Origin of the sequence: Lacihabitans soyangensis, from assembly GCF_024343775.1 — a bacterium.
Classification (GTDB): domain Bacteria; phylum Bacteroidota; class Bacteroidia; order Cytophagales; family Spirosomataceae; genus Leadbetterella; species Leadbetterella soyangensis.
The window spans coordinates 41,848-62,987 of the sequence record NZ_RJUF01000001.1 but is presented as its reverse complement, the minus strand read 5'-3'; the positions used below and the strand labels follow the sequence as shown (position 1 = coordinate 62,987).

Sequence of the window (21,140 nt, the reverse complement as noted above, 5' to 3'; positions counted from 1 at the left end):
CAAGCATTATTAAAAAACCTAAAATATCTTTCTGTACTACCGTGATGAACCGACTTCATCACGTCAAAGCCACTTTACCCTTTAATCTGGACTGTTGTAAGACTTTGCCTGATAGTGAATTTGTCATATTGGATTACAATTCCACCGACGGCCTTTTAGATTGGATAAATGTGAACCAACAGCATTTTGGTGGGAAGGTTAAATATTACCGAACCACCGAGCCACAGTTTTATAAAAGAAGCCATTCAAGAAACATGGCCATTAAACTCGCGAGTGGAGATATCGTTTGTAATCTCGATGCAGACAATTTCGTCGGCATTGGTTTTGCATCATACATCCAAGAAAAGTTTTTGACTAAAAAAAATATTTATATATCGCCAAGCGAAGAACTTCAAAGTGATATTTTTGGCAAATTGTGTTTTACTAAATCCGATTTTTTGGCCATCGGTGGTTACGACGAAAAGATAGAACTTTATGGTTTTGAGGATTTTGACCTCAAGAATAGACTCGAATTATTGGGCTTAGAGAAAGTGACTTTTAACAACCCGGACTTTGCACAAGCTATAGTTCATTCTGAGCTCGAAAGAATAGAAAACGAATTTTTGTTTAAAAACCTCAGTAAGATTTTGGTAGAGACCATAAATCCTTTTACTAGTAGATTGATTTTTTGTTTGCAGGACCTTACTTATGAGTCAGTGTTTATTGAAGACAGCCAATATACCCATAGCTGTGGTGGTTTTGTAAGACCACTTGACCAGAGGAAAAGGTATAATATGCTTACTGGAACAGAGAAAAAAGGATTTGTAGAAGATTTAGAAATGGGGAATTATAAAGAAATTACTAACCAAAAAGTCAAAATTGATACGATTCACTTTTACTCTCAAATAAAAAATAAAAAACATACCGAAATAAAACTTAAAAGTCTAGAGCTTGTGGCTAATCAAGAGATAGGCTTTGGAAAAGGAACTGTGTATCAAGGCTTTGAAAATAAGATCCCCATAACGATTGAATAATATGAGTATTTTTACAAAAGGAAATCTGCAAGGCCTAAAGGTTTACATAGAGAAATCCAACTGGAAAATGACGCTCAATTTTATTCAAGAGCATATCTTTGGAGATAATTTCTTTTTTTTCTTCGATACCGATCGAGGCCATAACCTGAGTATATTTTCCGAGGAAATATCCGAAAAGGATATCAAGAAGCTAGCGGACTTTATAGAAATCCTTCCCTACCCTAATGGCAAACAATCACAAGACCCAATTTTTGAAAATTTTCCAAGCGGCAGTCTTGTTAAAATTGACAAAATATCAAACCACTCTGATATACAGCTGATTAATCCAGTTAAAGAAGCGATAAGTTTTCAAAAAAATCTGTCTGCGGTTCTTATTGGTGCATTGAACTACAACGATTTCTTTATAGAAGAAAAAAACCGGATAAATATCGCCTTACAGTTGGCATTTTTGGCAATGGTAAGAGCAAACTTTTCAAAAATTATTTCATCAGCAATAATTACAAACCCTTCAGCGATCCAGAAGGAAGTTGATCCTGACCTAATGGTATTTTTTGAAGAGCTTCAAGATATCGAAAATGAGGAAAACATTGAACCTTGGGTAATCAATTGGATAGAATTAACCAAAGAAACAGAAACCCTTGAAGAAATCAATTATATCCAGGAAAGTGTATGCCAAGCACTAGAAATAAGAACTTTCGCTCCAAAAATTACTGAAACGCTTTTGAGTATTCTTACCAAAATCCATTCGAAATAAGAGTGGTAAACTCCCAATTGAGAAGAACATAATTGCAGGATATATTAATCACTGCAAAAATCATACCGTTATATGCATTTCCAGATGATTTTGATTAAAATCAAAAACGGTTTTAACGATATTGTTACTTGGTAGTTAAGACTTTATATTTGTGATGTACTCGCTTAATAATTTTGTGAGGACAGGAAAATAAACTTAAACTTTAAACACCCGGTAAAATGAAATCATTAGACAAATTTGCAGGAATGGAAATCTCAAACACAGAAGAAGTTAAAGGAGGAACATTCGGATTATTATCACTCTTAGGAGGCTACTGTGCTCCAAAAACAACATGCTACACTCCAGCTCCACAACCTTGTTACACTCCCCCTCCAGTATCTTGTAACACAGGCGGTTATTCAAACAATTACTGTGCTCCAAAGCCAACTTATTGTGCTCCAAAGATTAGCTTTAGCTTTTCTTTCGGTTGGGGATGTTAATTCCTAGCTTAATAGCTTAATTGTAAAGGGAATTCTCCAAAGAGGGTTCCCTTTATATTTTTCCACGCATTCTGCTGAGCGTTTCCTGGCTCATACCCAAGTAAGAGGCCAAATATCCCAAAGGAATCCGATTCAAAAGATGAGGCGTTTCTGCCATAAATTTTTCATATCGTTGCAGAGCACTATCTACCCTGATACTATTTAATAAATTTTCAGCCTCAATAAATAGTTTTTCATATAGTCTCCGTACGTAATCGTTAAATACACAGTGCTTGGCCAGAAGATATTGTATACTTTCGTAAGACAGATAGAAACAGAAGGTTTTTTCAATGGCCTGAATAGATTCTGCGGATGGCATTTGCTTCAAATAACTAATAGGTGAACATATGATGTTTTGATCAAGCCCAAAGGAAGTCGTATATTCTTTGCCATTACTACACAGAAATGACCGACATAGACCAGTTTCTATGTAATAAATACCCGTACAAACCTCACCTTTGGCCAGTATGTACTCGTTTTTCTGAAAATCCAATGGACGAAAATGTGAAGCGATCTCTATTTGTATATCTAAATCGAAATGTTGATACTCTAAATTTAAATCGAAATCGAGATTAATCATTAATGATACTTATGGTCTAAGTAAATTTATGCAAAAACCATTCCATGTATCGTTTTATTTGCAGATTTAAAGCAACAAACTGGTAGTTCTAATATTTGGGAGAATAATACCAAAACTAGGCTAGAAATCCTCATGAAGACGTGTTACTTGCGATACTTAGCTTGAAGACCATCCAAGAAATTACGCAAAAACTGATCCTTGCATTCGCGATATTGCGGTTGTGAGGGGTTTCTGAAAAATGCACTCAGTTCGTGTTTACTAATACGCATGCCAACTAAATCGTAAATGCCAATTATATCCTCGTCCTTGAAATTAAGAGCAATTTTCAATTTCCTAAAAATTATATTGTTATTGAGTTGCTTTTCGGGTTCAGGACTTGGGCCTTCTTTAGCACCTCTAAAGTTAGTAATGAAACCATTTAGAAAAATGGCAAACAACCTATCGTTTAAAGGCTTATGGCTTTCTTCCTCCTCTTTTTTTAAATAATCGCTCACATCAGCCCTTGAGGTGACCATTCCACCTTTGGCAAAAATCTCAATCATTTTGTCATCCCCAAAGTTGAAAGTGTACCTTAGCCTTCTAAGAATATCGTTATTTTTCATTTGCAATTTAATTTAAAGTAAAGACGCTATGTTTTTTAATTCTAGTAAAAGCCTATAATTAAATCCTCGAGCTCAATACTTTCCAATTTTCATAAATTCAAAATTACAACAAAAGCAATTAGTTAAGGCAATTATTGTCCAATGAATATCCTAAAACGAACATAATTTATTACTCAAAAAAGAACCTGCAAAGATGAATATGCTTTGCAAATTCGGCTCAGAAAAAATATCCCGACATAAATATTAAAAAATAACATCATAAATAAACAAAAATTAAAATGCTGTTTTACAATATTATAACCGACAACAAACGACAACAATCATTTACATCCGAATACAAACGACTAACAACCGAATCGTTTTTGTTGGTTGCCCCAACTTTGCAACATCAAATCGAAACAAACACAAAATGAAGTTTCGAGCAATGTTAAACTTTTAAACAAAACAAAAAATGAACTCAGTAAAATTAATCGGAAATGTAGGTGCAGAGGTGAACGTAATGAAATTTGAAACAGGCAAAAAGGCGAGCTTCAGCCTGGCGACCACAGACAGTTACAAAGACAAAAACAACCAAGAAGTTAAAAGTACGGCCTGGCATAATGTAATTGCTTGGGGAAAAATTGCCGATGTGTGCGAAGCCTTGATATCGAAAGGAAAATCAGTAAGTGTGGAAGGCAAATTGGTTTACAGAAACTATACCAACAGCCAAAATCAAAAAGTCTATGTTACTGAAATTCAGGCATTCAAGGTGGAAGAATACGTTTACGAAAAAAAGTAATTTCAACCAGTAAATTATCAGATTAACAAATTATCAAATTAACACATTAGTAAAATGAACACAGTAAAATTAATCGGAAACGTAGGTAACAATCCCAATATCAGAACATTCGAAAGGAGTAAATTAGCGAGCTTTAGTTTAGCTACCAAAGAAACTTTCGAAAACCAAAACCAGGAAGAAATCACCAACACACAATGGCACAACATAGTGGCCTGGGGCAAAGTAGCTGAGCAATGCGAGGAATTGATCGCCAAAGGAAAATTCATAAGTATTGAGGGCAAACTACAAACCCGCAATTATTTGAACAAAGAAAACCGCAAAGTGTACATCACTGAGGTACTCGCTACCAAAGTGGAAGAAGTAGCAACTAAATCCAAAACAAAGACATTCTTTCTATAATCCAACGCTTCTGCAAATTTGGGAGTCTACTTGGTAGATTTCCAAATTTCTATTTTATGGCCAAGCCAATATTTGGGTGAAATCTATCGTTTTTAGAAGAACTATAAACTGTAAATTCTGAATGCTCAAATCTATACAAATTTGTGCTTTTCTTATACTTTCATTTTTTGGAGTCCAAGCCCAGCAAATGGTCACGATTAGTGGTTTTCTAAAAGAAAAAAGTACCAAAGAACTGCTAATTGGCGTGAATGTCTATATTCCAAACACCAATATTGGCGTTTCAACCAACACTTACGGGTACTATTCTTTGTCTGTTCCGGCAAAAGACTCTCTCACTTTGGTATATTCTATGGTAGGCTTTCAAAAGAAAACTTTGCGTTTGCCTTTTACAAAAAATCAAAAACTTGACATTGAACTCGAGGATGAGAATTTTCTTGAAGAAGTAGTTATCAGCTCAAAAACAGAGCAAAATAAACAAAGCAATTCGCCGAATATGTCTAAAATTGATTTGCCCGTAGATCAAATCAAAAATCTGCCGACATTGATGGGAGAAAAAGATGTTCTGAAAATCATTCAACTACTACCTGGAGTTCAGAAAGCCTCTGAGGGTCAGTCTGGTATATATGTGAGAGGTGGCGGACCCGACCAAAACTTGATAATCCTGGACGACGCGGTTGTTTACAATGCCAGCCATTTATTTGGTTTTTTCTCAACTTTCAATGGTGATGCTCTCAAAAGTGTCGAACTAACCAAAGGTGGATTTCCCGCACGATATGGCGGAAGACTTTCATCAGTGATAGATTTGACTATGAAAGACGGCAACAAGGAAAAGTTTTCTGGCGAAGGTGGAATTGGTCTAATTTCTTCGAGACTCTTGTTAGAAGGTCCGTTGAAATTCAATAAAAACAAACCAGCTAAAGGGTCTTTTCTAGTTTCGGGAAGAAGAACTTATGTGGATTTTGTGATGCGTCCCTTCATAAAAGCACAAAATGAAGAGTCGGAAGGAAAGCAAACATCTGGCTATTATTTTTATGATTTAAATGTAAAACTCAACTACGAAATCAATTCAAAAAACAAGATATTTTTGAGTTCTTATCTTGGAGACGACGTTTTTTATAACAAATATTCTTCCCCTACAGACAATTCTGACGCAGGCCTAAACTGGGGAAACATAACCACCACACTACGCTGGAATCATGTTTTTGGACAAAAAACCTTTGGAAATGCTTCTTTGATTTACAGCAACTACGGCTTTAACATTTTCACAAAAGAAACAAGAGTTAACTCATTAGAAGCCAACAACTTCACACTAAACTATAACTCTGGTATTGAAGACTACAGTTTAAAATACGACATCGATTACTTTCAAAAACCCAACCTCAGTTTCAGATTTGGAGTGATGGCCACCCATCATACTTTTACACCGGAGGCTTTAATTTTACAAAATGCCTCCAGCGAGGTAAATTTAACAAATGACAAATCCTACAAAGTTTGGGAAAATGCCGTTTACACCGAAAGCGTTTGGTCGCCTATACCGAAAATAAAAGTAAATGCTGGTTTAAGGTTAAGTCAATATTTAATAACAAACGCTCCTCAACACAGGCTTGAACCGCGGATTTCATTGGCTTACAAAGTCAAAAATGACTTGGCCATCAAAGCTTCGTACGCCACAATGAACCAATATTTGCATTTACTCACCAATACTGGTTTAGGTCTGCCCACAGATCTTTGGGTACCTGCTACCGAAAAAGTAGCCCCACAAAGTTCGTCTCAAATAGCCGCTGGTGCCGTAAAAGATATTGACCAGACAAAGGGAATTTCGATAACCTTAGAGGGCTACTATAAAAAGATGAACAACATCATCAGTTACAAAGAGGGAGCCAGTTTTCTTTCCATCAACGCCAATACCAACATTGAAGAAAATGGCTGGGAAAACAAAGTAACTTCAGGACAAGGAGAATCTTATGGTTTGGAGTTTTTGTTGCAGAAAAAAGTCGGGAAGTTCTCTGGTTGGGTAGGCTACACTTGGTCAAAAACACTCTGGACCTTCCAAGAGCTAAACTTCGGAAAGTCATTTTTTCCGAAATACGACCGCCGACACGATTTATCCTTGGTCGGTATTTACAAATTAAAACCCAAAATCACTCTTTCGGGCATTTGGGTGTACGGTACTGGCAATGCCCTCACCATTCCTATCGCCGAATACAGGGCCTACTCAAGCAACTTCGTGAGAGGCGACAATGTCGATAATCCGATCGGATGGCGAAACTTTACTGTTCAAGAATATGGCGAAAGGAACAGTTTCAGAGCTGAGCCTTATCACAGATTGGATTTAGGCATACAATTTCACAAAAAGAAAAAACGCTTTGAAAGAACTTGGGATGTAAGCATTTATAACGCATACAACCGCAAAAATCCGTTTTTCTATACGGCATCCAACGACCAAACATTTTTTGGAAGTTCGGCAAATACGAATACCAGCAATACACTGACGCTAAAAAGGTATTCCTTGTTCCCGATTCTGCCATCCATCACTTACAATTTCAAATTCTAATGGCTAAAAAATATAAAATACTAATATTCAGCCTATTGTCGACGATTCTATTTTCTTGCGAAACGGTTATAGACGATATACCACTAAGTAGGTTTCCTGATTTAAAGGAAAAACTGGTATTAACGAGTTTTCTTTGCCCCCAAGACACTATGATATATGTGAGTTTGGGCAAATCAGTTCCGCTTTTTGGTTCTGGGAATCTCGACACCAACAAGGTTTTGATTTTTACGGGTGACTCCGCCAACTTTGTGAGGGTGAATAATTTTGTACCGAATGGCCTAGTCACTATCAGCGATGGCTCAACCGTAGCAGTTCTAAAATTCAATTCAAAGAATAAATTTTATGAAATTCCGAGAAGGACCTTCAGAATTGAAGCCGGTAAAACCTACGTGGTAAAAGCCCGAAGTGGCGACCTTGAAGTAGAAGCTACCACAAGTATCCCTGTCGAAAGAGTGCGAATTAATAACCTACAAATCAGACCATTTACCCAAATTACCAGCTCATTTTTCGACCGAGACACCAACACTGGCTATCAACTTCAGTTCAATTGGCAAGATGTGGCAGGTCAGACCAACTACTATAAGATATTTGGCGAGATGGCTTATCGACAAATAGAACCAGTGGTAAAGTATACCAACAACAAGGAAGAAATCAGTTTCGTAGAAAAAACCAAATATTCTTATTTCCGTTGGCCAAATGAACAAAACTCGGGCATCAGAAATTATTACACCGACCAAAACGCTGACGGCAATATATTCAAAGTTGATGCAGTGAATTTGTTTGAAAATATCAGTCGTTTCAACACCCAATCTGGAACCTACAAATCAGAAAAGATACCAGACTCAGACAAGGTAATTCGGGTGCAACTTGCCAACATCAGCAAAGAATTCTACGATTACCAAAAATCCTTAACGGAACACAACCGCACTGACGATAATCCTTTTGCCGAACCCGTGCAGGTTTATACGAATGTAAAAAATGGATTCGGTTGCGTTGCTGGCTATAATAGAACCGAAGTGGTGGTAAGGACAAAATAAATTTATTATTTTTGAAGAAAAAACCTTCAAATGAAACTCTTCTCGGCAGAAACTTATAAAAATCGAAGAAATAACCTAAAAAAAGCCATTGGCAAAGGCCAAATTTTGTTTCTTGGAAACAACGAGGCTCCAATGAATTATACAGACAACACCTTTAGATTTCGTCAGGATAGTTCTTTTCTCTATTATTTCGGAATAAATCTACCAGGGCTTTCGGCACTTATTGATATCGACCATGATCAAGAAATCATTTTCGGTCACGAGTTTTCAATTGATGATATCATTTGGATTGGCCCTCATGAAAGTTTGGCCAGTTTAGCATCTAAAGTGGGGGTTGAGCAAACGATTTCTCCTTCCGAAATTGACAAATATATTTTTAAAAATGCAGTTCATTTCTTACCACAATATAGATTTGACAATCAAATATTTCTGTCAGAACTTCTTGATCAAAAAGTAAGTGAATTAAAGCCTTCATTGTCCTTAATTCAGGCGGTAATAGCTCAAAGATCGATTAAAACAGCCGAAGAAATCCTTCAAATGACTGAGGCTGTGAACATCACCCGTCAGATGCATATAACTGCCATGAAGTCTACCTCTGCAGGAAAAATGGAGTATGAGGTAGTGGGAAAAATATTAGAAACCATGCATGGCCATAATGCTGAGTTATCTTATCCAGTAATTTTTTCGGTAAACGGACAAACGCTGCACAATCATTACCATGGAAATAAAATGCATGCTGGGCAATTGGCCATTAACGATTCCGGATGTGAGACAGAAATGGGTTATGCTGGTGATATCACGAGGACGATTCCTGTTTCGGGTAAATTCACACAAAAACAAAAGGATATTTATGAAACTGTTCTAGAAATGGAGGTTTCGTCAATAGAAAGTTTAAAACCAGAATTAATGTACCGAGATGTGCATCTTTCAGCCAACAAAATCTTACTCACCAACCTAAAGTCTTTGGGACTCGTAAATGGCAATGTGGATGACATGCTGACTGAAGGAGTTGGTGGACTATTTATGCCGCACGGACTTGGACATATGATTGGACTAGACGTACATGATTTGGAAGCCTTGGGTGAAAATTATGTGGGATATCGTGATGGTCTTGAAAGATGTACCCAATTAGGTCTAAAGTCTCTCCGTATGGCCAAAGAATTAGAAGCAGGACATGTAATTACGGTAGAGCCTGGGTGCTATTTCATCCCTGAACTAATTAGCAAATATAAATCAGAAGGTAAATTCAAAGACTTTGTAAACTACTCAAAACTTGAAGAGTATCTTGACTTTGGAGGGGTAAGAATTGAAGATAATGTGTTGATAACCGAAAGTGGCTATGAAATTTTAGGCGAAGTCATTCCAAAAGGAGTGGAAGAAGTTGAAGAAATAATGAAGTAGCCGTCAGCTTTTTAACCGGTCAGCGGTCAAACGATGGTTGGAATAGCACGAACTGCGGTCAGACGCTAGTCGGACCTGAAAACCGAACAACTGTAAATTGATGTTAGTCGGACATAAAAAATAACGCAAACAGCGGTCAGACGCCAGTCGGACCTGTAAATCGAACAGTGCTCAGACGATGGTAATAGCACGAGCAACAGTCAGACTTTAGTAGTCAGGCCTGTCAACTCAGCAATGGACAGACGTAAATCTTACCTGCTTTTGTTTTAATTTTTTGTAAAAATTATATGCGGTAATTTCTTATACCAGGAAGTGACGATGATATCAGAAATTCTACAGGTCCGACTATCGTCTGACCGCACTCCTACATTAGCTATTCCTTCAAATACAAAATATCATCATATCCATTCCCAATATCTTTCAAATCCTCCAAAGTCAGTTGAAAAACTTCTTTGCATAAGTCAAAATCGCATAGTTTTCCATTTCTTTTTCCGACCATATCCAAGAATGAACTATATTCCCAATCATCTAAATTTGAAACCAATTTAGATTCCAAAGGATTAGCCAAAACATATTTTATCACATTCTTTGGATACTTTGGATTGCCATTATCAACCAAGCTAAACTTCGTTTTCTGCCTAAAAAGCGACCCACTTCTATTATATTTTATATTAACCTCTTTAGCAAATTCGCTTAATAAAAGCCTGAAACTATTGGTTATTTTTGTCAAATCTATATTTCCAACTTTAATATTTTCGAGGCTTCTGTCGGTGGTTTGTATCAAAATATGAAAATGATTGGGCATCAAACAGTAAGCCAAAAGATCACAATTAGGTTTTACCAAAACATTGATTTTTTGTAAAAATCGAAGATAGTCATTTCTCTCAAAAAATATTCTTTGGCGATTATTGCCCTGATTATAAACATGATAAATGGATTTATTATAAAATTGCATGTTGGTTATTTTTTTAACCAAAAATAATAAATCTCAATTAAAATACAAGAGTAAAGGTTTGATTTTGTGCAAGATTCAATTTTATAATTCCAGCATCGGTCAGACGACAGTCGGACCTAATAATCGCATCTAATAGAAATGTTAAAAAGGCCGATGCAACTAGAATATTAAACTTAATGTAAATCTATTTCAAAACCTTGGCACTCCGGTTTGTCTTTCGTCATACATAGACCTAAAATTACCAATATTAAGTTTTATCAGGTCCGACTTACGTCTGACCGCAGCTAGAAGACCGAGGCCAGTAGAATATTAAAGCTAAATATAAATAAATTTCGACACCTTGGTTTTAAGATTTGTCTTTCGTTTCATCGTAGACTGTAAAATATCAACACTAAATGTAAATCTATTTCAAAACCTTGGCACTCCGGTTTGTCTTTCGTCTTACGGTAGATCTTAAATTACCAATAATAAGTTTTATCAGGTCCGACTAGCGTCTGACCGCCGCTAAAAACATTAACTCAAATCAGGTCCGACTTATGTCTGACCAAAACTAAATTGAAAACTCATTTCCCTTAAAATCAAGGCACTGGAGTTCCAGCACTTTCTGACCAAAGTGCAAACCAGTCTTGCAACTCCATTTCAACCTGACAAGCTTTTGTTAAATTGGAAATTCTAGCAGGATCTGCTGTGCCACAAACAGGTAAAATACCAGCTGGATATTTCAGAATCCATGCCAAAAGTATGATATCAACGGAAACTTCGTATTTCACTGCTAATGATTCAGCCATTTTTCTCACACGCAAAGACTGCTCATTATCTTTTTTAAAAACGCTTCCCAAAGGCGACCAAGACATCGGTTGAATGCCACGGGTTTGCATATGATTTAAACTTCCATCTAACATAGCATCGAAATGAGTAATAGAAAATTCAATTTGATTATAAGCAATTTTGGTTTTTTTCTCTATCAAATCAGACTGAAGTGGTGTAAAATTGGAAACGCCGAAATCTATAATTTTACCTTCTTGTTTCAGTTTTTCAATCGCCTTGGCTATCTCATTCGGATGCATCAATGGACTGGGTCTATGCAACAAAAGTAAATCGAGATAATCAGTTTGGAGATTTTTTAGAGATTGCTCTACAGACCAAATAATGTAGGAAGACGAATATTCATAATGCTTAACTGTGTTTTTTCTTTCTTCAGACAGCATTTGAATACCACATTTAGAAATCAACTGGATTTCATCTCTTTCAATTTTACTTTCAGCAAATGCCTTTCCAAAACTAGCTTCTGTGGTGTAGTCACCGTAAATATCGGCATGGTCAAAAGTTGTGATGTCATTTTCCAAACAAGAATGCATCAATTCAATCATTTGCTTGGTATCACAATTTTTCCCCCAAACACCCCAAGTCATGGTGCCGGCTATGATTTTTGAAAATGGTTTTGTTTGCATTTGGCTTTTAATATATTGACAATTAGAACTTTACTTACTTTTATTACTGAAATTATGGTAAGAATAGAAGAATTTTGAATATTTGAAAACTCCGTTTCTTCTTATTTTATTTGATTTTTTCAGGTTTGGTTTATAGAAATACCAGAGTTAAAATAAACTTCTTATCAGGTCCGACTATCGTCTGACCGCAGTCTGATAGAAATCCAACAGCTGTTATATTCTCCTTTTCAGGTCCGACTATCGTCTGACCGCACTATGAATTCGAACTTGTATCCGAAAACTTCTGACCTTTGATTTTTTCTTGCAGCTTTATCAATCCTCCCAAAAGGGCTTCTGGCCTTGGTGGGCAGCCAGACACGTAAACATCAACAGGGATTATTCTATCAACACCCTTGACCACATGATAACCATGCTCCCAGTATGGACCTCCACAGTTGGAGCAGCTGCCCATTGAAATAACATATTTAGGGTCGGGCATTTGTTCGTAAAGGCGTTTAATTCTATCCGCCATTTTGAAGGTAACGGTGCCTGAAATGATAATCAAATCTGATTGACGAGGCGAGTTTCTTGGAAAAATACCGAAACGTTCTAGGTCGTAATTAGAAGCATAGGTGGCCATCATTTCAATAGCACAACAGGCCAGACCAAAGCCCAAGGGCCAAAGAGAATTAGCTCTTGCCCAATTGGTTAACTCATCTACCGAGGTTAAAATAACTTCTCCCTCACCTGATTTTAATCTATCTGTAGCCTCCAATGAATCAAAATTCATGAATATTTCTCGTTAATATTTTTATAAAGATTTCCGGGTACAGGCGACTTAAATTCATTGTCCTTTTGAGCAGGTTTTATCCAGTCGAGGTGTCCTTTTTTCCAAGCGTACAATAAGCCTAGAGCCAATATGAACACGAAAATAAACATCTCTACACCTGCATATATAGCCCAAACGCCGTTGGTTTCTGCAAATAGCTGACGGTCACCAAAAACAGTAGCCCAAGGAAAAAGTAGCACCAATTCAACATCGAAAAGAATAAAAATCAAGGCCACAATATAGAATCTAAGGTTGAAGGAAACATGTGCAGTACCCTCAGTTTCTTCTCCAGACTCATATACAGCATTTTTCTCAGGGTTTGGCCTCGAAGGTCTAAGGAGTCTGGCGATTCCCAAAACCAATAATACCAACAAAATACCTGAGACAAAAAACAAGAGTACAAATCCGAATTGACCAACCATTTTTATTTACCCAAATTAAGCTTGTGATTCTCTAACACTTCAAATGACTTATTAGTTTTTACACCTTCAATTTGCTGAACCAATTGCCGTAAGCATTCGCGTATTCTTCTTTTTGTGCAACATTTGGCTCAATTACCTTCAAAAGGGTAAGCCCTGCCATGGCTTCGGCAATGTTGGCAAAAACTCCTGCTCCTACTCCACTACCCAACGCCGCTCCTTTTGCACCGTGTGTGTCGTACATTTCTACAGGAACTTGGGTCACATTCACCATAGTTTCGGTAAAGACCTCACTCAAAAACATATTGGCATGTCCGGCTCTAATTACACTTGGCACAACACCCAAGTCTTTCATCAAATCAAAGCCATATTTCATTGAGAAAACAATCCCCTCTTGACCCGCTCTAAACAAATGTGCTTGTGAGTGAATATTAAAATCTAATCCCAACACTTCGCCACCATAGAGTTGGTTTTGAAGCATCCGCTCTGAACCATTTCCAAAAGGCATCATCACCAACCCATCCGAACCAATTGCAATTTTAGAAGCTTTGTTGTTCATTTCTTGGTAGCCAATTCCGCCTCCAATATTATCTTTCAACCAGCGATTCAGTATACCCGTACCGTTGATGCACAATAATATACCGATTCTGTTTTGAGAATCCATTCCATGGTTCACGTGTGCGAACGAATTTATCCTCGATTTTGGATCAAAGGCTACTTGGTCACTTACAGCATATACCACGCCCGAAGTTCCAGCCGTTGCTGCTATTTCCCCTGGATTGACCACATTCAATGAAAGTGCATTGTTAGGTTGGTCACCAGCTTTATAAGCAATCGGAATTCCAGCCTTTATTCCTAAACTTTGAGCTATCTCCGAGGAAACTTCTCCATGGTTTGAAAAAACAGGTTTGATTGTCGGAATTATCGAGGACGTAAATCCAAAGGCTTTCAATACATCATCCGAAACTTTGTTTTCTTGAAAATCCCAGAAAATACCTTCGGATAAACCTGAATTTGTAGCAGTGATTTCTCCTGTCATTTTCATAGCAATGAAATCTCCAGGAAGCATAATTTTGTCACATTTCTCAAAAACAGCTGGTTCATTTTCTTTAACCCAAGCCAACTTGGCGGCTGTAAAATTACCAGGTGAGTTTAACAAATGGCTTAGTGCTTTTGCTTGACCTATGGTCTTGAAGGCACTATCTCCTTGACCCACCGCCCGACTATCACACCAAATTATCGACGGACGCAAAACCTTTTGGTCTTTATCGACCATTACCAAGCCATGCATTTGATAGGAAATACCGATAGAAACTATCTGCTGGGCATCAAACAAACCAGAGGCCATTACTCTTTTGATGGCTTCTTGGGTATTTTCCCACCACATTTCGGGGTCTTGCTCTGCCCAACCTTTTTGTGGTGACGATATTTCAGCCTCCACATCTGGATACTGTGCTGAAGCGATTTCCTTTTTTGAACTGGCGTCTACAATCGACGCTTTTATTGAAGATGTACCTAAGTCTATTCCGAGTAAAAACATTTTATTGATTTGCGATTGATTCGATTTTAGATTAAATCGATTATATGATTTACGATTTACTTTATATATATTTTTATGTCTAAACTTTTCCCATACCCTTAGCGAGATGTGACTAAGCGGAGCCGAAGTGAGCTTCGGTCGCTGAGCGGAGCCGAAGTGACTTACTCCGGAAACCCACTTTTATCTAACCTTGGAATGATTTTCAGGGCATTTTTGTAATACACCTTTTTCAAAACATCATCAGACAAACCTATGCCGTACATTGGCCAGAATGCATGATATTTTTTGTGATATTGAAAATACTCATCTTCCGTTTCCAAAACTCTGAAATAAGTTGAATACTCCGACGGAACCCAAGAGTCTTTACCAAACAAAATTCTATCCTGCCATTTTGTAAAAAACTTATTCGAAGTTTTTGGTTGACGGCCAAGTTCGGCAATTACCGCACCGATTTCCACATACATATTGGGCATGGCAGTCAAAAGGCTATCCAGTTTTCCTAAATTATTAGGATACCAACCCATGTGGGCACTAATAAACTTTGTGCCTTTGTGTTTTCTGATAATGTTATGTTGCTGAGCTATAATTTCCTCAAAACCAAAATCTCCTTTTGCTATATCTTTCTTACGTCCAGGATGCGTTTTCAGCTCCAACCAACGTTCGTTAAACTGGTTCAAAGGCTCCCAAAAAGAAGCAGGATCTGCAGAATGAATGATAACAGGAATTCCTAATTCGCCTGCTTTTGCCCAAACAGCATCAATTCTCGGGTCGTCGACTCTCACCAAAGAACCATCTGTGTTTTTTACACTAAAACCCAGGTTCTTGTACACTTTCAAACCTACTGCACCTCTGAGTTTTACATCTTCCTCCAATATTTTCGCTGCTTTTTCTGACCAACCTGTCTCGTTGATTGAATCAAAATCGACATTCGTAAAAACTGCAAACCTTCCAGGATAAAGTTTGCTGTTGGTCACATTGTCGCTTAAAGTTTTGGTAGCCTTATCAGCATCTTTTGTCCAGCCTCTTCCACTCAAATTGACTAAAATTCGCATATTCAATTTGTCCATTTCAGGAATAAGCTTGTCCACATTGTCACGCGTTTCGCCCATGGCGTATTGGTGATTGTGCACGTCTATGAAAGGATATTTCGACCTGGTTTTTGGGTTTTTATCGACCACAAGAGTACTTTTCGGGTCGTACTCTTCAAAAGTTACGGCTCCTTTGTTGTCGCCAATGGTTATTTGCTGTGAAAATGAACTTAAAGAAATGATAAGAGCGATAAATAGCAAGGCTGCTTTCTTCATATTTCGGCTTGAATTTTCGGTAAAGATAAGGATAAAAAAACGTTTTTTACTTGGAGAATTTTGTAGAAAACTCTAAAATTTCATTTTTCTAAATTCTCAATATCATTTATATCCCTCGGTCTATTGGAGGATTTTTTGGCTTCGATTAAATGTCGATAACTGATTGTCTTAACTTTGATATTATCTTCTTCAAAAATCACAATATCTTTTTTTGCAACATCAAAAGTTAGCCCCTTTACGTTTGTGAGTATCTCAATTGAAACTGGAGGTCTTCCAAAGCCAAAAACATCATAATTTTGCAAATCAAAAAACATTTCAGATGGAATATGTGGCAGTCCAAACTCTAGGAAAGCTGCCATAAGTTTCTCATAATTGTCTTTTACGGGATTTACCCAAACATCTAAGTCGCCGGTAGTTCTTGGGTAACCATGCAGAATCACTGAATATCCACCAACTAAAATATAATCAACATCATGTTTGTTTAGACATGCGATAAACTCCTGAAAATCATTATTGAAAATATTACCCATTTCTTTTCCTTGTATATGAGTAAGATTTGTCCATTCTTGGCGGGTTATTTATGTCGAAATTGTATGCAACGGAATTCAAATAATAAGAAGCTTCTAGTCTCTGGTTGGGAGTTTGAGACAACCAAAAATCCTTTAATCGTTTTTGATTATCACCATGTTTACCGGACCATGTTAGAGTTTTATCCATTTCTATCAATAATATTGACAAAATTACTGAAAAACAATCAAAATAATCCTAGCTATAGGCACGAATTGAAAAGGTTAATGAAATACAAAAAGAAACTAAAACCGCTCTTTTTCAATAATTATACCATCAATCAATACTATTTCCAAAAATAGAAATTACATAAATGATAAGGCCAATCCAAGCCACCAAAATCAAAATACCCAAAGACCCCAAAATTATACCCAAACGAGCCCATTTTTTGTTTTTTACTCTACGGACGCTCAACAAACCCATTACCAATGCTGCGAAAGAAATTGCAGCACCAATTAACACTGCAAACGTACCGATACTCGCTATACCCAAAACCAACACCGTTCCTAAACCAACAATACCCAATATCCCTGAAGTTTTCGCTATCTTTTGGTGATTTGGCAGCTTTTCTTTGTTGACAGAATCTTTCTCAACGACCTGATTATGACCTTGAACCTTCAAAGAATCAAAGATAAATTCGCTAGATTTGGCTGTTTCTGTATTGGCTAAAGTGACTAATGGAAATAATAAGATGAAGAGAAGAAAAAATGTGGATTTCATTTTTGGACTTTGTTTGGTTAAACAATTATTAGAATTTAGAATTAAATATAAGTAGAATTTCTAAGTTAACACCTTTTACAATCTCTAGAAAAAACACCTCAAAGTCCCCTGAAATCATGTTCTCTTTTGAAAAAAGCAGTTAAAGAAAATAAATCGCAACCAAGTTTTATTGTTTTATGTTTTGATTGTAGAATGATGAATGATAACTTTATAATTGTATTTTGTCGCTGCATCCTTAAATACTACAGCCTGAAATAATTAATTAACAAGGAAAGATAAAGAATGTAGAGAAAACTAGGTTGGAATTTTTTAAAATACCAAAACTGAAATTTCCCTAAAGAAACAAATGGAACTTTATTCCGAAATTCCAGAAGTAAATTTTAATAAAAAAATGGAAAGAACACTCAAATTAAACACAAACATTCAGGTAACCGTAAGTCAAATCGTTGATTTAGCAAGGCAGCTACCAAAAAAAGAAAGATTACAATTGGCTTCCATTTTAATAGAAGAAGAAGATTTTATTTCTAAGGATGAACTACTTTTTAAAATAAGAGAGGGCTTTGAAGATGTTAAGCTCCATAAGGAAGGTAAAATAAAGCTAAGAACTTTGGACGATTTTTTAGCTGATGTATAAGGTTTTTCCAGCCCGAAGTTTTGAGCGTGACGCAAAGGTTTTGCTAAAAAAGTATGTATCACTTCGTGAAGAATTGTCTAAATTGGCCAAGAGCTTTCATTAAATCCCACTCAAGGAACACCTTTAGGCAATAATTGCTACAAAATACGCCAAGCCATCAAGAGCAAGGGCAAAGGAAAAAGTGGAGGGGCAAGAATAATCACTTATGTTTTTACAGCAAATGAAGAAGTCATTTTGCTTGCTATTTACGATAAGGCCGAAAAAGAAAACTTATCACCTGGTGAATTGGATGAACTTTTAAGGGAGATTTAAACATCACTTAAAACCGAAAATTCACATCTACGATTGGAGAGCCATTATGCAATCATCTCCTTCACTTTTTAAAATATTCCCTTACTTCGTTTTGTACGTAATCAAAACTACCTGCTTTTCTTAACAAAATTTTTCCATTCGAATCCACCAAAAAGTAGAGAGGATAGCCATTGGCATAAACTTTTTTCTTAAACTCTTCATTTATATCAAACATATTAATCCAACCCGCATTATTTTTTTTAAGAATATTATTAGCTTTTACCATTCTAGTAATGACAATGTCATCCGCAACACCTATTACTTCAAAACCTTGGGAATGATATTCATTTCTAAGTTTTACCATATCGGGTAAACTCTTTATGCAAGGACCACAAGTACTAGCCCAATAGTTGATCAGTGTTAATTTATACTGACCAAATGTGCTTTTTGAAATGCTATTTGTACTGTCTATTCTCACAAACGGCATAAATTTACCACTATTGGTTGAGTTAAGTATTTTTAGTTTCTTCGAAAAACCTTTATATAAATTACCGTTTTTTATGGTATTCGAAAAGTACTTTAAGTTTGATTGGTACAAAGGATGTTCGTGATAAGTGGTATAGTCCAAAATAATTTCCCACAAGGCCGCGTAGGAGCTCGGATTTTTAAGGATGTACTGTCTTAAAATTTCTTGCTTTCTACTAAAATCTGTTAAACTATCCATTTCAAATGGATTATTTGATTCAGTATAAACAGAAGAAAGTTCGGATTTTAATTTGTTATAATCATTGTTTGTTGGAGAATCAATTTGAAGCTTTTGCTTATTGGATATTTTAGATAATTCAATATTAATGTTTTGGTTATCAATATAAAATATCTTGGTCACGCAAGGGATACATTTATCTTGATCTACATACAAAATATTAACTGGCTTTGGATATTCCAAGTTTCCTGTTACTTCAAGATTTTCCTTTAATTTAATTTTATAAACGGAATACGAATAGCCAATTTCAATTGAAGCGTCCTGAACGGAGGAATTATTTGCTAACTTAAAATTCAATATATCCTCAAATCCTTTTGGAACATCCTCCGGAACTCCGAAAAATACGCTATCTCCAAGATATTGATTGGGCTTGATTTTAATTCTCAATTTATCCTGAGAGATACAATCTTAGGAAAAAAGTAAAATAAGAAAGGGAATTATGATGCGTTTCATTGTAAAAAAAATTAAGTTATGAAAATTAAGAACTAGACTTAAACAAGACTTAGCGACTTCAATTCAAATAAGTTACAACTTCAAGGCCATTATAAAAACCGAAAATCCAGTTACTCTAAAAGCTTTTTTAGATAATTATCCAATTCGTCCTGCATCGGACGAGGTGCCTCCATATTTATTACTTTACCATCATTCCTAACAATCCAATACCTTGGAACTGAAACCAGGTTAAATTTCTTTATTTCGGACTCAAAACTCTCTTTGGTAAGAATATAATTATCGTCAATATTCCCATCCTTATCTCTCACAAACCGCTCCCAATGCACCCAGTTATCATCTATTGAAATCTTGATAACCTTGACCTTGCCCTGATATTTTGCCTTTATTTTTTCTATGTATGGATTTGCTGCAAAACAAGGTGCACACCAAGTTGCCCAAAAGTCGATTAAGATTATCTTTTCGCTGTACTTTTTGACCTCAAATTTTTCATTGTTAAGGTTCACCGCATTGATTTCAAATTTCTGGGTGGATAAGGATTGTTTTTGTTTCAAAAAACCCTGAATAAAGTCAAAATGAGAGGAATTTGGGTTAGCAATACAGAAGTTTTCCAAAGAGTTTTGAGTTGTTACGTCCAATGGAAGATTAAACTTGGCCATATATTGAATTAAATCTCCAAGCATATAAATTTTTAGATTTTCATCAATTTCTAAAGAATTAATCCATGTCTCTCCGGCGACCAATAATTGGGCAAAATTAGGTTTCGTAACTTTTAAGTTTTTATAGATTACCGGCAAATGATAGACAATATATCTTCTAATTGTCTCTAATTCATAATAATTGGACTGTCGATAATCGATTTGAGCTAAATTCGCCCAATCTTCCACGTAATTAGTTTCAGCAGATTGCTCGGTGTCAGGAAATTTAAAAAGTTTGTACCCAGAAACCCTGTCAACATAGAGGTTGAAAAATCTTCTTCTTAAAAAGGACTGATCCGAGGTATAAATTTTTCTTTTGTTAGAAGGATCTAAGCCTAAAGAATCCATAAAATCAATGTGATATCTTACAAAAGAAGATGAATCTTTCCATTTTGGACTCTTGTAACCTATGAATACTTTGGCCTTTTCAAAATACTCGTCGTTTTCCTTTTTGATATCCCATATATTATTTTCACCATCATAAAACAAGGTTATTTTGTCCTTTTCTTTGACTTTAAGTAAAATCGCACTTTTACCGATTTGAAAGTAATAGAATTTTGCATGAGTATTATCCAGCTCAAAACTAATGTCCGCATCGCCAACATTTTTTTGACTGAAAGCAACAATTTTTTCTTCGAGATTTTTGGAATAGAAAACAGATAATTCAGAAGATGCTTTTACTTGCCCTTCGAATTTGATAAGGATTTGAGAGCCCTTGGTCGACTGACCAATTAAGCTTGAGAATAATAAAATTGTAAGGAATAGTTTCATGCAATGAAACTAAGAATTTAAGCTGAAGTTCACAAGCTCTTTTCAGATTTCTTCATGTGATTTTGAAATCACTGATTTGAATTGATTGAAGGTTTGCATTGAATGATAAAAAATTCTATTTCCTCAAAAGAAA

General features: G+C 36.1%; 22 protein-coding genes. 10 read left to right on the top strand and 12 right to left on the bottom strand.

Annotated features, from left to right (window positions below; all coding sequences use genetic code 11):
- The first annotated feature begins 44 nt into the window (after positions 1-44).
- The 3 genes from EGI31_RS00275 to EGI31_RS00265 all read left to right on the top strand — a co-directional run bounded on the left by EGI31_RS00275 (position 45) and on the right by EGI31_RS00265 (position 2,246).
- Complete coding sequence (locus tag EGI31_RS00275; RefSeq protein ID WP_255035105.1) at positions 45-1,013, top strand: glycosyltransferase family 2 protein; 969 nt, start codon at positions 45-47, stop codon at positions 1,011-1,013.
- 1 nt (position 1,014) lies between these two features.
- Positions 1,015-1,767 (top strand): hypothetical protein, encoded by a 753-nt coding sequence (locus tag EGI31_RS00270; RefSeq protein ID WP_255035104.1) that lies wholly within the window; start codon positions 1,015-1,017, stop codon positions 1,765-1,767.
- 218 nt (positions 1,768-1,985) lie between these two features.
- Positions 1,986-2,246, top strand: a complete 261-nt coding sequence (locus EGI31_RS00265; protein ID WP_255035103.1) for a hypothetical protein — start codon at positions 1,986-1,988, stop codon at positions 2,244-2,246.
- 52 nt (positions 2,247-2,298) lie between these two features.
- Here the strand turns inward: EGI31_RS00265 and EGI31_RS00260 are convergent, their stop codons facing one another.
- A complete protein-coding gene (locus EGI31_RS00260) occupies positions 2,299-2,865 on the bottom strand; it encodes a Crp/Fnr family transcriptional regulator (protein WP_255035102.1) in 567 nt (188 codons plus the stop codon).
- Positions 2,866-3,008: 143 nt separating this feature from the next.
- On the bottom strand, positions 3,009-3,467 hold the full coding sequence (locus tag EGI31_RS00255) for a YehS family protein (protein WP_255035101.1): 459 nt from the start codon (positions 3,465-3,467) through the stop codon (positions 3,009-3,011).
- A 451-nt stretch (positions 3,468-3,918) separates the two neighbouring features.
- Here EGI31_RS00255 and EGI31_RS00250 point away from each other — a divergent pair, with 451 nt between their 5' ends.
- The 5 genes from EGI31_RS00250 (at position 3,919) to EGI31_RS00230 (ending at position 9,636) form a co-directional block, all read left to right on the top strand.
- Positions 3,919-4,245, top strand: coding sequence for a single-stranded DNA-binding protein (locus EGI31_RS00250; RefSeq protein WP_255035100.1), 327 nt, complete (start codon positions 3,919-3,921; stop codon positions 4,243-4,245).
- 54 nt (positions 4,246-4,299) lie between these two features.
- Positions 4,300-4,644, top strand: coding sequence for a single-stranded DNA-binding protein (locus EGI31_RS00245; RefSeq protein WP_255035099.1), 345 nt, complete (start codon positions 4,300-4,302; stop codon positions 4,642-4,644).
- Positions 4,645-4,765: 121 nt separating this feature from the next.
- Positions 4,766-7,198 carry a TonB-dependent receptor gene (locus EGI31_RS00240; protein WP_255035098.1) on the top strand — a complete coding sequence of 811 codons (2,433 nt, stop codon included), beginning with the start codon at positions 4,766-4,768 and terminating at the stop codon, positions 7,196-7,198.
- A 35-nt stretch (positions 7,199-7,233) separates the two neighbouring features.
- Entirely contained in the window at positions 7,234-8,235 is a 1,002-nt protein-coding gene (locus tag EGI31_RS00235; RefSeq protein ID WP_255035097.1) for a DUF4249 domain-containing protein, read from the top strand.
- Positions 8,236-8,265: 30 nt separating this feature from the next.
- A complete protein-coding gene (locus EGI31_RS00230) occupies positions 8,266-9,636 on the top strand; it encodes an aminopeptidase P family protein (RefSeq protein WP_255035096.1) in 1,371 nt (456 codons plus the stop codon).
- A gap of 373 nt (positions 9,637-10,009) precedes the next feature.
- Here the strand turns inward: EGI31_RS00230 and EGI31_RS00225 are convergent, their stop codons facing one another.
- The 8 genes from EGI31_RS00225 to EGI31_RS00190 form a co-directional block, all read right to left on the bottom strand.
- Entirely contained in the window at positions 10,010-10,591 is a 582-nt protein-coding gene (locus tag EGI31_RS00225) for a transposase (RefSeq protein ID WP_255035095.1), read from the bottom strand.
- 578 nt (positions 10,592-11,169) lie between these two features.
- Positions 11,170-12,042, bottom strand: coding sequence for an aldo/keto reductase (locus EGI31_RS00220; RefSeq protein ID WP_255035094.1), 873 nt, complete (start codon positions 12,040-12,042; stop codon positions 11,170-11,172).
- Positions 12,043-12,295: 253 nt separating this feature from the next.
- Positions 12,296-12,811 carry an NADH-quinone oxidoreductase subunit B gene (locus EGI31_RS00215; protein ID WP_255035093.1) on the bottom strand — a complete coding sequence of 172 codons (516 nt, stop codon included), beginning with the start codon at positions 12,809-12,811 and terminating at the stop codon, positions 12,296-12,298.
- On the bottom strand, positions 12,808-13,272 hold the full coding sequence (locus EGI31_RS00210) for an NADH-quinone oxidoreductase subunit A (RefSeq protein WP_255035092.1): 465 nt from the start codon (positions 13,270-13,272) through the stop codon (positions 12,808-12,810). The genes EGI31_RS00215 and EGI31_RS00210 overlap by 4 nt, the downstream gene beginning before the upstream one ends.
- 58 nt (positions 13,273-13,330) lie before the next feature.
- A complete protein-coding gene (locus EGI31_RS00205; protein WP_255035091.1) occupies positions 13,331-14,809 on the bottom strand; it encodes a xylulokinase in 1,479 nt (492 codons plus the stop codon).
- Between the two features lie 161 nt (positions 14,810-14,970).
- A complete protein-coding gene (locus EGI31_RS00200) occupies positions 14,971-16,113 on the bottom strand; it encodes an amidohydrolase family protein (RefSeq protein ID WP_255035090.1) in 1,143 nt (380 codons plus the stop codon).
- A gap of 80 nt (positions 16,114-16,193) precedes the next feature.
- The gene (locus EGI31_RS00195; protein WP_255035089.1) at positions 16,194-16,643 is read right to left on the bottom strand and encodes a DUF6036 family nucleotidyltransferase; all 450 of its coding nucleotides are present in this window, start codon (positions 16,641-16,643) and stop codon (positions 16,194-16,196) included.
- A 313-nt stretch (positions 16,644-16,956) separates the two neighbouring features.
- Positions 16,957-17,400, bottom strand: a complete 444-nt coding sequence (locus tag EGI31_RS00190) for a hypothetical protein (protein ID WP_255035088.1) — start codon at positions 17,398-17,400, stop codon at positions 16,957-16,959.
- Between the two features lie 346 nt (positions 17,401-17,746).
- On the opposite strand from EGI31_RS00190, the gene EGI31_RS00185 reads away from it, so the two are divergent.
- Positions 17,747-18,034, top strand: coding sequence for a hypothetical protein (locus tag EGI31_RS00185; protein ID WP_255035087.1), 288 nt, complete (start codon positions 17,747-17,749; stop codon positions 18,032-18,034).
- 81 nt (positions 18,035-18,115) lie between these two features.
- On the top strand, positions 18,116-18,346 hold the full coding sequence (locus EGI31_RS00180; protein ID WP_310586147.1) for a type II toxin-antitoxin system RelE/ParE family toxin: 231 nt from the start codon (positions 18,116-18,118) through the stop codon (positions 18,344-18,346).
- 61 nt (positions 18,347-18,407) lie between these two features.
- Here the strand turns inward: EGI31_RS00180 and EGI31_RS00175 are convergent, their stop codons facing one another.
- Positions 18,408-19,475, bottom strand: coding sequence for a TlpA family protein disulfide reductase (locus EGI31_RS00175; RefSeq protein WP_255035086.1), 1,068 nt, complete (start codon positions 19,473-19,475; stop codon positions 18,408-18,410).
- A 176-nt stretch (positions 19,476-19,651) separates the two neighbouring features.
- A complete protein-coding gene (locus EGI31_RS00170) occupies positions 19,652-21,007 on the bottom strand; it encodes a TlpA family protein disulfide reductase (protein ID WP_255035085.1) in 1,356 nt (451 codons plus the stop codon).
- Positions 21,008-21,140 lie beyond the last annotated feature (133 nt).